Raw genomic sequence first — 13,934 nt, 5'->3', positions numbered from 1 at the left:
GCCAGACGACAATGAGCAAGAATTTTGCAGGCATGACATTCACCCGCGCGCGGTGGGCCGCCGGCTTCGCGCTGGCCGCCTGCATGCTGGCCTTGACGGCCGTCCATGCGCAGGTCAAGGTGCTGGTGAACCCGGGCGACCAGGCCGAGCAATCGCGCGGTGCCACCATGACCCTGTGGCGCAACGCGATCGAGCAGGCACTGCGCAAGGAGCGCGTTGCCGATGTCGCCATCACGGGTTCGGCCGACATGACCAGCGACCTGAGCGCCACCCGCGCGCGCCTGCCGGATGTCGTCGTCGGACCGGCCCACCTGATCGGCTCCGCGGTGCGCTATGGCTACACGCCGGTGAGCGCGGTGGATGTGCGCTCGCAGGCCGTGCTGGTGGTGCCCGCCAACAGCACGATCGGCAATTTCCAGCAGGCCGCCGGCAAGCGCCTCGGCCTGCCGCTGCAGGACAGCCTGGTGACCTACCTGCTGCGTGGCGAGGCGATCGCCGCGAACACGACGATGAAGCGGCACTTCCGCGACCTGTACGAAACGCGCTACCAGGACGCCCTGCTGGTGTGCCTGCAGATCGGCCGCTGCGACGTCGTCGCTGTCGAGAAGGCGACCTTCGACAAATGGGTCGCTGCCGGTGCGCCGGTGAAGATGGTGATGGAGTCTCGCGATGTCCCGGGCCTGAGCGTTGCCATCAAGGAAGGCTCCAAGGTCTCAGCCGACATGCTGCGCGCCGACCTGGGCGATGCCGCACCGGGCACCAAGACCACGCGGGTGTCGGCGCAGGACTTCACGTACGTCTCCACCCTGGGCTACTTCACGCCGCGCGAACTCAAGGGCGCCAAGGTGGTCGACGCCAAGACCGTGGCCACCCTGCTGTCCAGCCGCAGCGCGAAGTACATCGACACCCGCAACGCCGCGGAATTCAAGGAGGCGCATGTGCCTGGCTCGGTGCTGATCCCCTACGTCGAGAAGTCGGCGAAGGACCCGGATTTCGCCGCCAACCTCGACGAGTTCAACGTAGCGGAACTGGGCCCCGACCGCAACGCCGAACTGGTCTTCGGCTGCAACGGGCCCGAATGCTGGAAGAGCCACAAGGCGAGCATCGCGGCGCTGAAGGCCGGCTACACCCACGTGAACTGGTTCCGCGGCGGCCTGCCCGAATGGCGGGCCGCGGGCCTGGCCGTGGACTCGGCGGCGAAGTAATCGCCGCACGGCGAGCGCGTAGTATCGGTTCCGACTTTCTTCCACCTCACACCCCTGATTCGAAAGAGCGTTTCTCATGACCAATCTGCCGTTTGCGCCCAATCCGATGCGTCGCGCGCTTCTCACCGGGACCGGCGCGGCCGTCACGATGGCCGCCGTCGGACCGTGGCGAACGGCCTTCGCCCAAGCTGCGGCCGCGCGGCCCCTGCCGGCCTTCGCGGCCTTCAAGGATGCGGGCGCGATGATCGTCCACAGCGCCAACACGATCGAGATGCGGCGCGGGCCGGCCGGCAACGGCGCGCTGACCACGGTCAACCAGCTCTACGTGCGCAACAACCTGGCGCCGCCGAGCGCCGAGATCGTCGCCAAGCCCGACGACTGGACGGTCCAGATCGAGGGCGTGCGGCGGCCGAAATCGCTCAGCGTGCGCGAGCTCAAGACCATGGGCACCGAGAGCGTGACCATGGTCCTGCAATGCAGCGGCAATGGCCGCGGCATGTTCCCCTCCAAGCCCAGCGGAACCCCATGGCAGACCGGCGCGGCCGGCTGCATCATGTGGACCGGTGTCCCGGTGCGCAACGTCGTGGCGGCGCTCGGCGGCATCAACCCGGGAATGAAGTTCCTGACCGGCACCGGCGGCGAGGTGCTGCCGGCCGGCATCAGCCCGAAGTCGAGGGTCGAGCGCAGCGTGCCGGCCGCCGTCTACGAGGACGCCGTGCTGGCCTGGGAGATCAACGGCCAGCCGATCCCGCTGGCGCATGGCGGCCCGCTGCGCCTCATCGTGCCGGGCTTCACCGGCGTCAACAGCGTCAAGTACGTCAAGCGGGTGGCTTTCACCGCGGCGGAAAGCGACTCGTCGATCCAGCAGACCGACTACCGCATGACGCCGACCGGCGAGGCCTCGCAGCGGCCGACCGACCCCTCGGTGTGGCAGATGCCGCCGAAGTCGTGGATCAACACGCCGCTGGCCGGCGCCACGGACCTGCGCGCGGGCGAGGAAGTCGTGGTGCGGGGCGTCGCCTTCGCCGGCGTCAACGCGGTCAAGCAAGTGGACGTCTCGATCGACGGCGGCCAGAACTGGCAGCGCGCGGCGCTCGTCGGGCCCGACCTGGGCCGCTTCGCCTGGCGCCAGTTCGAGCTGCCCGTGCGGCTTGCGGCCGGCAAGTACGTGCTGGCCAGCCGCGTCACCGACGTGCGCGGCAATGTGCAGACCGAGAACCGGGTCGAGAACAAGGGCGGCTACCTGAATTCGAGCTGGCGCGACCACGCCGTCTCCATCTCGGTGGCCTGAACGCCATGCGTCATCGCTTCTGGGGGGCCGTCGTCCTCGCCGGCCTGTGGATCGCGGGCGCCCATGCCCAGCCGGCCGCGGACGAAGGCCGCAAGCTCTTCCTGACCGGCGCGACGCCGGCCTGCGCCCTGTGCCACACGCTCAAGAAGGCGGGCGCCACGGGCCAGATCGGTCCCGACCTCGACGAACTGCAGCCGGATGCGGCCCGCGTCGAGAAGGCGATCCGAAACGGCATCGGCCCGATGCCCGCGTTCAAGACCTTGACCGACGAGCAGATCCGCACGCTGGCGCGCTATGTGGCGTCGGCGACCGGCGCGGCGCCCTGAGCGCTTTGTAGCGCGGCGGCCGCGGGGTGCCTATTTCGACGTCGAAGCCGCCGCTTCCATCCGTTTGCGAAGTTCGGCCATGGTCGACTCCAGGACCGTCGCCGGATTGAAGCTCGGCGGGAACGATCGCGGCGGGAACTCCTTGAAGGTCTCGGCGAACTTGAACACCTCCTCCATCAGGCCATACACCTGGCCGACGTGATTCAGCTGCCAATCCCAGAACGTGTTCGAGGTGATGTCGGCCCGCTCGAAGGGATCCTGGAACAGGTTGAAGATCTTCTGCAGCCGCAGCTCCGTGAACGGCTCCGCCCACACCTGCATCGTGCCTGGCACGCGCTGCTCGGCGCAGACGTACTTGTAGGCGCCCTGCCGGATCGCCACCAGCAGGCCGTCGTCGTCGGTGTAGAAGAACAGATCGCGCGCGCTTTTCACGCTGCTCTTCTTGCCCGCGGTGCCGCTCACCTTGCGCAGGAAGTCGGACTGGTCGTGGCCGTCGAGGTGAACCTTGTAGGTGTTGCCGTTCGCCTTGTAGCCCTTCTTGAGCTTTCCGACGATGTCGGGCTCGCCGGCGATCGCGCAGAGCGTCGGGATCCAGTCGTTGTGGCTCATCAGCTCGTTGGTGACCGTGCCGGCCTTGATGGCGGCCGGCCAGCGAGCGAGACAGGGGACCCGGAAGGCACCCTCCCAGTTGGTGTTCTTTTCCGAACGGAAGTGCGTCATGGCCGCGTCCGGCCAGGTGTTCATGTGCGGGCCGTTGTCGGACGAATACACCACGATCGTGTTGTCCGCGATGCCCATCTCGTCCAGCGCATCGAGCAGCGTGCCGATCGTGTCGTCATGTTCCATCATGCCGTCGATGTACTCGCTGTCGCCGTGCTCGTAGCGACCGCGATGCGCATCGCGCACGTGCGTGCGCAAGTGCATGCGGGTGGAATTGAACCAGACGAAGAACGGCTTGTCCGCGTCGTTCTGGCGCTTCATGAAGTCGATCGCCGCGGCCGAGGTCTCGTCGTCGATGGTCTCCATCCGCTTCTTGGTCAGGGGACCGGTGTCTTCGATGGTCTGCTTGCCGATCTTGCCGAAACGCGGGTCGACCGTCAGGTCGTCCTTGTCGCTTGCCTTGCACTTGAGAACGCCGCGCGGACCGTACTTGGCGAGGTAGGCCGGATCTTTCGGGTAGTCGGGCAGCTCCGGCTCTTCTTCGGCATTCAGGTGATACAGGTTGCCCAGGAACTCGTCGAAGCCATTGACCGTCGGCAGGCTCTCGTTGCGGTCGCCGACGTGGTTCTTGCCGAACTGGCCGGTCGCATAGCCCAGGTTCTGGAGCAAGCCGCCGATCGACGGATCGAGCTGGCTCATCCCCATCGGCGCGCCCGGAAAGCCGACCTTGGTGAGGCCGGTGCGCAGTCCATGCTGCCCGGTCAGGAAGGCCGCGCGACCCGCGGTGCAGCTCTGCTCGCCGTAGTAGTGGAGGAATCGAACGCCCTCTTTCGCGATGCGATCGATATGGGGCGTCTCGTAGCCCATGATGCCATCGCTGTAGGCGCTGATGTTCGTCACGCCGATGTCATCACCCCAGAGGACGAGAATGTTGGGTTTGCCGCCTGCGCCTTGTCCTGACTTTGTCGCCATCGAATACTCCTTGCGTTGATGTCGATCCCGAAGAGGGGAGATGCTGTCGTTGGCCATGGGCGTCGCCGATGGCCAGGAAGAAGCGCTCTCAAGCGCTTCCATAGGGCAGACTAACCTCTTCGTGCCAATCTTCAAATTGCACTTTGGTGCAACGGCGGATCGAGCAAGCCCACGGTGTGCCGCGCGATCATCAGTTCCTCGTCGGTCGGTATGACCCAGGCCGAGCAGCGGCCGGCGGCGCGGCTGATGCACGGGCCGCCGCCGTCGTTGGCGTCGTCGTCGAGCTGCATGCCGAGCCAGCCCAGTCGTGCGACGACGAGGCGGCGGATATCGGCGCCGTGCTCGCCGATGCCTGCCGTGAACACCACCGCATCCAGGCCACCCATGGCTGCCGCCAGCGACCCGATCTCGCGCACGATGCGGTAGACGAAGAGCTCGATCGCGAGGCGGGCGCGCGGCGCATCGCTGGCGCGCAGCACGCGCATGTCGCTCGAGACGCCGGAGACGCCGAGCAGACCCGACGCCGTGTAGAGCAACTTCTCGATGGCCCGCGCATCCATGCCGCGCTCGTTCATCAGGTACAGCAGCACCCCGGGGTCGATCGCCCCGCAGCGCGTTCCCATCGGCAGTCCGTCGAGCGCCGTGAAGCCCATCGTGCTGGCCACGCTGCGGCCGCCCTGCAGCGCGCACGCGCTGGCGCCGTTGCCCAGGTGCAGCGCGACCACCCTGGCCGACGCCAGTTCCGGCGCCACTTCCGGCAGTCGCGCCGCGATGTATTCGTAGGACAGGCCATGGAAGCCATAGCGGCGCACCCCGCTCGCGTACAGCTCGAAGGGCAGCGCGAACATCTGCGCGACCTCGGGGTTGCTGCGGTGGAAGGCGGTATCGAAGCAGGCCACCTGAGGCACGCCGGGCAGCGCTTCGAAGGCCAGGCGGATCGGCGACAGGTTGTTGGGTTGGTGCAGAGGCGCCAGTGGCGACAACGCGTCGAGCTGCTGCAGGACCTCCGGCGTGACGAGCACCGGCTGGGCGAAGGTGGCGCCGCCGTGCACCACGCGATGGCCGACGCCGCGCAGCACGATGCCCGGCACCCGTTCGCGCACGAAGCCGATCACATGGTGCAGCGCCGCGTCGTGCCCGAGCGCCGAGCCGGCGTCCCAGGCCCGATGGCCGATCTCCTGGCCCGCCGGATCCCTGACGGTGAATTCAGGCGCCGTGTCGAGCCCGTCGACCAGGCCGCGCAGGACCAGGCTCAGTGCCTCGCCGCGCATTTCGTACAGCGAGAACTTCAGGCTCGACGAGCCTGCGTTGGCGACCGCGACCATGTCACCGCCGGGCGTTGCAACAGACATTTTTCTCATCCTCCGGGAAAGCACGACACTTATAACCCCGACCCTGTTCACTGGAGCACCCATGGAGCCTTCGTCCGCCGCCGCGCATCCCCACTACGACCGCCTGATCGCCGCCGCGCGCGCCCTGCCACCGTTGCGCGTCGCGGTGGTGCACCCGGCCAACGAAGTGGCGCTGCAGGCGGCGCTCGAGTCGGCCCGGCTGGGCCTGGCCGCGCCGCTGCTGGTCGGGCCGCGCGCGAAGATCGAGGCCGCCGCGCGTGCGCTCGGGGCCGGGCTCGAGGGCATGCGGATCGTCGACGCGCCGCACAGCCACGCAGCCGCCGACATGGCGGTCGCGCTCGCGCTCCAGGGCGAGGTCGACGCGCTGATGAAAGGCAGCCTGCACACCGACGAACTCATGGCCGCCGTGGTGCGCCGCGAAGGAGGCCTGCGCACCTCGCGACGCATCAGCCACTGCTTCGTGATGGACGTGCCGGGCCACGCGCAGCCGCTGATCATCTCCGACGCGGCGATCAACATCGCGCCGACGCTGGAGGAGAAGGTCGACATCGTGCAGAACGCGATCGACCTCGCGCATGCCCTGCGGATGCCGGCCGTGCGCGTGGCGCTGCTCTGCGCGATGGAGACCGTGAATCCCAGGGTGCCGTCGACCCTCGACGCCGCGGCGCTGTGCAAGATGGCCGACCGCGGCCAGATCACCGGCGCGCAACTCGACGGCCCGCTGGCCATGGACAACGCGATCGACCCCGAGGCGGCGCGGATCAAGGGCATCGTCTCGCCGGTGGCGGGCCTCGCCAACGTCCTGATCGTGCCCGATCTCGACGCCGGCAACATGCTGGCCAAGAGCCTCAGCTTTCTTGCCGGCGCCTACGCCGCAGGCATCGTCCTGGGCGCGAAGGTGCCGGTGATCCTGACCAGCCGGGCGGACTCCGAAGCGGCGCGGCTGGCTTCGTGCGCGGTCGCCTCGATGCTGGTGAAAGCGGCGCGCGAGGGCTCGATCAAGGCGGTCGGCTGAAGAGGGCCCGCGCGCATCGCTCGCGCCGCGATGCGACCTACCGGACTCTCGTGACCGTCACGTTCACCGCGCCATGGTTGTTGAGGTAGGCGAACCAGGCGTCATTGGCGAACAGGAACAGCTCGGGCTCGACCTCGTCGCTCTGGCCTTCGTAGGTCCACACGGCGTGCTTCCCGATGGGGAACAGATGGGCATCGTTGCGACCGATCGCACCGATCAGCTGGAACCACCGGCCTTCCTTGCAGCGCAGCGCCCAGCGCGCCATCGACTGGGCGAAGCTGGGCTGGATCCTGCCGTCCGCGCTCGATGCCAGATGCCAGTCGAGCCATCGGCTGTCGTCCGCCGCGATCTCGTAGGTGGCGCCGGGCGAGAGCAGGACGCCGGTCGGGTTGTAGTGATTGCCGCTGGCGATCGAAAGCGGCCCGGACGAGTCGCCGATCGCGAGATGCATGGTCATGGTTGTCCCCCTTCGCAGGTCTGCCCCCCGACCGCACACGCCGCTCGAAGTCGCCCGTCGTCCGTCCTCGAGGACGACAGYGGYGCTGTGTGACGCGGCAGTTTACTCTTCAGGGCCCATCTTGTGCGGCCTCGGCGGCAGCTTCGCCTCGATCGCGTCCCTCGGGCGGCCGATCCAAGTCCGCCCGGCCTTTTTCCACCGGGCGGAATGCAGCTCAACGCTTTTGATCAGGCTGCTGGGGGGTGCTCGGGTTGCCTTGACCGGGCTGCGGCTTTCCTGGGTCGGTTTGCTGCTGCTGCCCGGGGCCGCTTGGTTGATTGCCCGGTTGATTCGGCGCGTTCTGTCCTGGTTGGTTTGCCATGTGTTACCTCTCGAGTGTTCGGAGCAACGTCACTCCGGATTTCAATGTAGGAAAGCCTTCTTCGTGCGTTCGTAGGCCCGTCATCAGCCACTGCGTAGGACAAGTGTCTACGCGACGCCGCCTACGCCGGCGTTGATGGAGCGCTGTCCTACAGCCGATCGGCATCCTCGGCTCCATACTGAAAATTCAGAGAGGAGATCCTCAACGAAGAACGGAGATTTCTGAAGTGAACACACTGACCGACGAAGACCACGAAGCGGCGCTGGACAGCCACCTTGTGTCGCGCGTGCCGCGGGACTGCACGGCGTGTTGCAACATCCTCCGCCATCTGCAGAATCCCGCCGACTTTGAATCCTCCGACAGGATTTCATTGCGGGACACGGGCAAATGAAAGCATCACCAGGAGCGCGCAGCTGGATGGCGGCGGGCGTTCGCCACGAACTGCTCATGCGCGCGTTGCCCGCTTTGCGACACGAGATGGCCGCCCCCGTGGCCGCAATTCGCATGGCGGTCCTGCTGATGAAGCACCAGCTGGCAAGTGCATCCACGGTCGACCCTGCGGCTCTGGCAGCGCGGGCGGCAGGCATCGAGGACCAGGTCGCGGCGCTCCCGGCCGGCAAGCAGTTCCTGCGCGGTTTGGAACTCTCGAGCGATGGGGAAAGCATCACGCGCAGCGACCTCGTGGCGCAGGGGACTGCGCTCATGCGCGTGGCTTTCGATCTCCGCGGCATCAGCCTCCGTGTCGGCGACGAGTTGTCGAGCCAAGGCGGGCCGCGATTCCCGAACAGCGCTGCACTGCTCTATATGTTCCTGGGCGCGCTCGGCTATCTGAACGACAACGCGGAACATGTCGACGCGATCTGTATCGAGGCCGAGGGTGTCGATGCGTTGCGCTTCTCTGCGCGGCATGGCGAAGCACCCATCACCGATTCGCCGGATGACGCCCATGGCGCGCCGCGTGCGCTTGCCATCGATGCCGTCGCGCTGCAATTGCTGGCGGATGGGCTGGGCTACGCAGCATGGATCCTTCCCGATTCGGTGCATTTCGCGCTGAGGCCTGTGCCGCATCCTGCCGAGACTCGCGCGGCACCGGCGCTAGATCGCCCGGAGCAGTCAGCCCGCGGGTCCGGCTAGCGCGCGTCTGTCCTTCTCAGCCGCCTACTTCAGGCTTGGCAGCTTGTCGGCTGAGATATGGGTGAGTCGCCCCCGAGCGGCAACCCCGGACTTGAGGTCTGCGCCAGCCGCCTCGGAGATCTCGGCCGCATGATCTGCGAACACTTCCAGGCACTGCTGTGCATTCAAGTTCGTGTCGCCGGCCAGATCGGCCAGGGTATCCGGGACGACAATGAATTCAGCACTCCCGTCCTCAGACTCTGCCTCGAATACCACGCCGGTGCCGCGCAAACTGATCTCCCATCGAGCGTTGGTGATGTTCGTCATTTCAACCTCCGGTGTTTGGAAGACCAGTATGAACCAATCCACCCAGGTCACCCGCACTCGATCCGCAACGTCGCGCGGCTAAGTCAGCTTGTCAATGCGATGTCTCGCTTCGGCAGTGGCCTCTATCACCGCGGCGGCCTCAGACCTGTGGCCAGGCTGGACTTGCTCAGCGAACAACAACTGGCCGTCGATTTCAAATCGCCAACGCCAAGTCCCAATTGCCCGGGTCGTGGTGATCACCACAGTGTGGCCTTTGTACTCGAAGCGTTTTTTCAACGTCTGCATGTGAGTCATCCCTGCTCTGAGCAAACAGTATGGAGGTGCACCCAATCCCCCTCTCGCAGCGATGTATCGCACGGCGCTTGACGGCAGCATGGCGCACTCGCGGCGCGTGATCCCCCAGGGCCTCGGGATCAGCTTCTCCGGCACCGTGTGGGGTTCGATCCTCCGCGCGTTCACCCGATTTCGACCAGCACCCTTGCTTCGTGCTCGGGATCTGGGGCGGTCATGCCCCTGGGTGCGGCGCAGGACTGACCGGCGCGCTGTCCGCACACAGGTGGTCGACCAGGCTGCGCGCGGCAGGCGACAGGGCCTCGATCGACCGCACGCAGACCATGAGCTGCCGCCGCACCCAGGGCTCGTCGAGCGCCACGGCGCGGATGCCCAGGGACGACAGGTAGAGGCGCGCGCTCCGGCGCGGCAGCACGCCGACGCCCATGCCGGCCGCCACCATCAATGACATGGCGTCGTAGCCGCTGACCTGGATACGCAGGCGCAGCGGCAGGCCGATCTCCGCCGCCGCCTTGTGCAGCTGGTTGTTGACCGCGCTGCCCGGATGCGCGCCCACGAACTCGTACGCCAGCGCCTCGCGCAAGCTCGCCTTCCTGCGCCGTGCCAGCGGATGCTCGCGCGGCACGATCAGCACCAGTTCGTCCTCCCGGTACGGCAGCACGGTCAGCGCTTCGCCATAGGAGCCCGCATTCAGGATGCCGATGTCGGCCGTGCTGTCGGCCACGGCGCGCGCGATCGCCGAGCTGATGCGCTCCTGCAGATGCACCTGTACCAGCGGCGCCGTCGCCATGAAGCTGCGCAGGTCGTCCGGCAGGAACTGGGTGATGGCCGAGATATTGGCAAAGACCCGCACGTGGCCGCGCAGGCCGCTCGCATAGCCGGCCATCTGCTCGGCGATGTCGTCCAGGCCGTTGAGGACGCCGCGCGCGAGACCGAGCAGCGCGTGCCCGGCGGCGGTGGCCTGCGCCCCCTTGTTGCTGCGCTGGAACAGCACCGTGTCGAGCGCGTCCTCGAGCTCGCTGAGGCGCTTGCTCACGGCCGCCGGTGCCAGGTGCTCGCGCAGCGCGGCGGCGGCGATGGTGCCCTCCTCCATGACCGCCACGAAGAGGCGCAGAGAGACGGGATCGAGCTTCATGGAGCAGCCATTACACACCATCGCGATCCGCGATGGCAGCCTCGCCAATCACCGCTTTGCAGCGTGCCGGGGGCTGGCCATCATGCCTACCCCATGAACGCTGCTTCCCCCCTCCCGCCCCTTTCCTCATCCGCGCCCGCGGCGTCCGCTGCCCTCGCCGGCCTGCGGGTGGTCGAGATGGGTCAGCTGATCGCCGGCCCCTTCTGCGGCAAGACGCTCGGCGAGTTCGGCGCCGACGTCGTGAAGATCGAGACGCCGGGCAGCGGCGACCCGCTGCGCAACTGGCGCATGCTGCAGGATGGCACCTCCGTCTGGTGGCAGGTGCAGTCGCGCAACAAGCGCTCAGTGGCGATCGACCTGCGCTCGCCCGAAGGCCAGGACATCGCCCGCCGGCTGATCGGCGAAGCCGACGTGCTGATCGAGAACTTCCGGCCCGGCACGCTCGAAGGCTGGGGCCTGGGCTGGGAAGACCTGCGCCGGACCAACCCGGGGCTGGTGATGCTGCGCATCTCGGGCTACGGCCAGACCGGCCCCTACCGCGACCTGCCCGGCTTCGGCGCCATCGGCGAGGCCATGGGCGGGCTGCGCCACCTGACCGGCGAGCCCGGGCGGGTGCCGGTGCGCGTGGGCGTCTCGATCGGCGACACGCTGGCGGCGCTGCACGGCACCATCGGCGTGCTGCTGGCGCTCTACCACCGCAAGGTGCACGGCGGGCCCGGCCAGGTGATCGACGTGGCGCTGCACGAGGCGGTGTTCAACGTGATGGAAAGCCTGCTGCCCGAGTACAGCGCCTTCGGTGCGGTGCGCGAGGCGGCCGGCAGCGCACTGCCCGGCATCGCGCCGTCCAACGCCTACCGGTGCAGCGACGGCTACGTGCTGATCGCGGGCAATGGCGACAGCATCTTCCGGCGGCTGATGGAGACGGCGGGGCGGCCCGACCTGGCGGCCGCGCCGGATCTGCAAGGCAATGCCGGGCGGGTGGCGCGCGTCGACGAACTCGACGCCGCGATCGCCGCCTGGACGCTGCCCCAGCCTGTGGCCGAGGTGCTGAAGCGGCTGGCCTGCGCCAACGTGCCGGCCGGCCGCGTCTACACCGCGCAGGACATCCACCAGGACCCGCACTACCGGGCACGCGACATGATCCTGCGCCAGACCACGCGCGACGGCCACGAGATCGACGTGCCCGGCATCGTGCCCAAGCTGTCGAACACGCCCGGCAGCGTGCGCTCGTCGGCACCGCGGCTCGGCGACGACACCGACGCCGTGCTGCGCGAGGCCGGCCTGACACCCGAACAGATTTCCCTGCTCCGCGCGAAAGGCGCCATCGCATGAATCCGCAAGACAGCTGGACCGGCGCACGCCGCCGCATCCACATGCAGGAGGTCGGCCCGCGCGACGGCCTGCAGATGGAATCGGCCTTCGTGCCGACCGCCGACAAGATCGCCTTGATCGATGCGCTGTCGGCCGCCGGGCTCGCGAAGATCGAGGCCACCGCCTTCGTCTCGCCCCAGGCCATTCCCGCGCTGCGCGATGCCGAGATCGTGCTGCGCGAGATCGCCCGCACCCCGGGCATGGTCTACACCTGCCTGGTGCCGAACGTGCGCGGCGCCGAGCGCGCGGTCGAAGCGCGCGCCGACGAGCTGAACCTGGTGATGTCGTGCAGCGAGACCCACAACCTCGCCAACCTGCGCATGACCCGGGCCCAGTCCTTCGCGGCGCTGTCGGAAGTGATCGCGCTGGCTCGGCAGGCCGAGGTGCCGGTCAACGTGTCGCTGTCCTGCGTGTTCGGCTGCCCGATGGAAGGCGACATCGACCCGGCGGCGGTGCTCGACTGGGCGGAGCGCTTCATGGCCGCCGGCGCGCGCGGCATCACGCTGTGCGACACCACCGGCATGGCCTTCCCGACCCAGGTGGCGCAGACGGTGCGGGCGTTCCGCGGGCGGCTGCCCGACGCCGAGCTGACGCTGCACTTCCACAACACGCGCGGCATGGGCCTGGCCAACGTGCTGGCTTCCATCGACGCGGGTGCCGACCGCTTCGATGCCTCCCTCGGCGGGCTGGGCGGCTGCCCCTATGCGCCCGGGGCCAGTGGCAACGTGTGCACCGAGGAGATCGTGCACGCGCTCGAGCTGATGGATTTCGACACCGGCTGCGACCTGCCGCTGCTGCTGCGGGCGGCCGAGCGGTTGCCGGCGTTGATCGGCCACGACATCCCGAGCCAGATCGTCAAGGCCGGCCGCAGGCTCGACCTGCACGCGCCACCGCCCGACTTCGCGCTCTGGCGCGACCGGGCCCTGGCGCGCGATGCCGGCCCGGCGACCTGAGACATCGCCTTTTTCAAAGATCACAAAAGGAGACTTCCATGACAACCTCGCACCACATCTCTCGCCGCGCGCTAGGCCTCGCGACGATCGGCATCGCGGCCTTCGGGCTGGCCCCGGCGCTGCACGCGCAGGCGCCGGCCGGCTATCCCAGCCGGCCCGTGATGCTGCTGGTGCCCACGGCCGCGGGCGGCACCACCGATATCGCGGCGCGCATGCTCGGCGTGCCGCTGGGCAGCGCGCTGGGCCAGACGGTGGTGGTCGACAACAAGGGCGGCGCCAACGGCGCCATCGCGGCGGTGGCGGTGAAGCGCGCCGAGCCCGACGGCTACACGCTCCTGATGCAGTACTCGGGCTATCACGTCATCACCCCGCTGGTCAGCAAGCAGGCGCCGCAATGGGAGGCGAAGGACCTCACGCCGGTGGCCAACGTGCTGTCGGCGCCGCAGATCGTCGTCGTGCGCGCCGACCTGCCCTTCAAGACCATGGCCGAGCTCGTGGCCTTCGCGAAGGCGCACCCCGGCAAGCTCAACTACGCCTCTTCAGGCAACGGCTCGCTGCAACACGCGACCGGAGCGATGCTGGAGCAGCAGGCCGGCATCAAGCTGACCCACATCCCGTACAAGGGCACCGGCCCGGCGCTGCAGGACCTGCTGGGCGGCCAGGTCGACATCACCTTCGGCACGGCACCGCCCTTCGTGCCGCACATCCAGTCGGGCAAGCTGCGGGTGCTGGCCACCACCGGAAAGACCCGCCTCGCGAGCCTGCCCGAAGTGCCGACGACCGCCGAGGCCGGCCTGCCCCAGCTCGACGCCACCTCGTGGTTCGGCGTGTTCGCGCCCGCCAGGACGCCCAAGCCGATCATCGACAAGCTGACCGCGGAGATCGCGAAGACCGTGTCCACCCCCGCCTTCAAGCAGAAGGCGCAGGAACAGGGTGCGACCGCCGACTACCTGAACCCGCAGCAGATGGACGCGCTGGTGAAGGCGGAGACGGTGCGCTGGGCGGAGGTCATCAAGGCGGCGCGGATCGAGGCAGACTGAGCGCCAGCCGCCCCGGTGTGCAGGTGCGCGAACTCGCCGACGCCCGGTCGGCAATGCTTCGACAG

General features: G+C 68.2%; 15 protein-coding genes. 9 read left to right on the top strand and 6 right to left on the bottom strand.

Annotated elements, in window-relative coordinates:
• Positions 1-32: 32 nt before the first annotated feature.
• The 3 genes from AC1D2O_RS04855 (at position 33) to sorU (ending at position 2,822) form a co-directional block, all read left to right on the top strand.
• Positions 33-1,205, top strand: a complete 1,173-nt coding sequence (locus AC1D2O_RS04855; RefSeq protein ID WP_478086620.1) for a rhodanese-like domain-containing protein — start codon at positions 33-35, stop codon at positions 1,203-1,205.
• A gap of 76 nt (positions 1,206-1,281) precedes the next feature.
• A complete protein-coding gene (gene sorT, locus AC1D2O_RS04850) occupies positions 1,282-2,496 on the top strand; it encodes a SorT family sulfite dehydrogenase catalytic subunit (RefSeq protein WP_478156347.1) in 1,215 nt (404 codons plus the stop codon).
• A gap of 5 nt (positions 2,497-2,501) precedes the next feature.
• Positions 2,502-2,822 carry a SorU family sulfite dehydrogenase c-type cytochrome subunit gene (sorU, locus tag AC1D2O_RS04845; protein ID WP_478086617.1) on the top strand — a complete coding sequence of 107 codons (321 nt, stop codon included), beginning with the start codon at positions 2,502-2,504 and terminating at the stop codon, positions 2,820-2,822.
• A 30-nt stretch (positions 2,823-2,852) separates the two neighbouring features.
• Here sorU and AC1D2O_RS04840 read toward each other — a convergent pair whose 3' ends face one another.
• Both AC1D2O_RS04840 and AC1D2O_RS04835 read right to left on the bottom strand, forming a co-directional pair.
• Complete coding sequence (locus tag AC1D2O_RS04840) at positions 2,853-4,454, bottom strand: arylsulfatase (protein WP_478156346.1); 1,602 nt, start codon at positions 4,452-4,454, stop codon at positions 2,853-2,855.
• Positions 4,455-4,585: 131 nt separating this feature from the next.
• Positions 4,586-5,806 carry an acetate/propionate family kinase gene (locus AC1D2O_RS04835; protein WP_478086614.1) on the bottom strand — a complete coding sequence of 407 codons (1,221 nt, stop codon included), beginning with the start codon at positions 5,804-5,806 and terminating at the stop codon, positions 4,586-4,588.
• 61 nt (positions 5,807-5,867) lie between these two features.
• Here AC1D2O_RS04835 and AC1D2O_RS04830 point away from each other — a divergent pair, with 61 nt between their 5' ends.
• Positions 5,868-6,821, top strand: a complete 954-nt coding sequence (locus AC1D2O_RS04830) for a phosphate acetyltransferase (protein WP_478086613.1) — start codon at positions 5,868-5,870, stop codon at positions 6,819-6,821.
• Positions 6,822-6,858: 37 nt separating this feature from the next.
• Here the strand turns inward: AC1D2O_RS04830 and AC1D2O_RS04825 are convergent, their stop codons facing one another.
• Positions 6,859-7,278: a hypothetical protein gene (locus tag AC1D2O_RS04825; protein ID WP_478086612.1), complete on the bottom strand. Its 420-nt coding sequence runs from the start codon at positions 7,276-7,278 to the stop codon at positions 6,859-6,861.
• 587 nt (positions 7,279-7,865) lie between these two features.
• Between AC1D2O_RS04825 and AC1D2O_RS04820 the strand changes: the two genes are divergently transcribed.
• Together AC1D2O_RS04820 and AC1D2O_RS04815 are read left to right on the top strand one after the other, a co-directional pair.
• On the top strand, positions 7,866-8,030 hold the full coding sequence (locus AC1D2O_RS04820) for a hypothetical protein (protein WP_478086611.1): 165 nt from the start codon (positions 7,866-7,868) through the stop codon (positions 8,028-8,030).
• Complete coding sequence (locus AC1D2O_RS04815) at positions 8,027-8,773, top strand: hypothetical protein (protein WP_478156345.1); 747 nt, start codon at positions 8,027-8,029, stop codon at positions 8,771-8,773. Before AC1D2O_RS04820 ends, AC1D2O_RS04815 begins: the two co-directional genes overlap by 4 nt.
• A gap of 24 nt (positions 8,774-8,797) precedes the next feature.
• Here the strand turns inward: AC1D2O_RS04815 and AC1D2O_RS04810 are convergent, their stop codons facing one another.
• From AC1D2O_RS04810 to AC1D2O_RS04800, 3 genes are all read right to left on the bottom strand, one after another.
• Positions 8,798-9,079 (bottom strand): hypothetical protein, encoded by a 282-nt coding sequence (locus tag AC1D2O_RS04810; protein WP_478086607.1) that lies wholly within the window; start codon positions 9,077-9,079, stop codon positions 8,798-8,800.
• 78 nt (positions 9,080-9,157) lie between these two features.
• Positions 9,158-9,364 (bottom strand): hypothetical protein, encoded by a 207-nt coding sequence (locus AC1D2O_RS04805; protein WP_478086606.1) that lies wholly within the window; start codon positions 9,362-9,364, stop codon positions 9,158-9,160.
• A 220-nt stretch (positions 9,365-9,584) separates the two neighbouring features.
• Entirely contained in the window at positions 9,585-10,505 is a 921-nt protein-coding gene (locus AC1D2O_RS04800) for a LysR family transcriptional regulator (RefSeq protein WP_478086604.1), read from the bottom strand.
• Positions 10,506-10,598: 93 nt separating this feature from the next.
• On the opposite strand from AC1D2O_RS04800, the gene AC1D2O_RS04795 reads away from it, so the two are divergent.
• Genes AC1D2O_RS04795 through AC1D2O_RS04785 form a run of 3 tightly spaced genes read left to right on the top strand, consistent with a single transcriptional unit; the run spans position 10,599 to position 13,869 of the window.
• Positions 10,599-11,837, top strand: a complete 1,239-nt coding sequence (locus AC1D2O_RS04795) for a CaiB/BaiF CoA transferase family protein (RefSeq protein ID WP_478086602.1) — start codon at positions 10,599-10,601, stop codon at positions 11,835-11,837.
• Complete coding sequence (locus AC1D2O_RS04790) at positions 11,834-12,829, top strand: hydroxymethylglutaryl-CoA lyase (RefSeq protein ID WP_478086600.1); 996 nt, start codon at positions 11,834-11,836, stop codon at positions 12,827-12,829. Before AC1D2O_RS04795 ends, AC1D2O_RS04790 begins: the two co-directional genes overlap by 4 nt.
• A 38-nt stretch (positions 12,830-12,867) precedes the next feature.
• On the top strand, positions 12,868-13,869 hold the full coding sequence (locus AC1D2O_RS04785; RefSeq protein WP_478086599.1) for a Bug family tripartite tricarboxylate transporter substrate binding protein: 1,002 nt from the start codon (positions 12,868-12,870) through the stop codon (positions 13,867-13,869).
• Positions 13,870-13,934 lie beyond the last annotated feature (65 nt).

The sequence above is a fragment of the Variovorax sp. P1_G12 genome (assembly GCF_056405555.1).
This window is presented reverse-complemented; position numbering and strand designations above follow the sequence as displayed.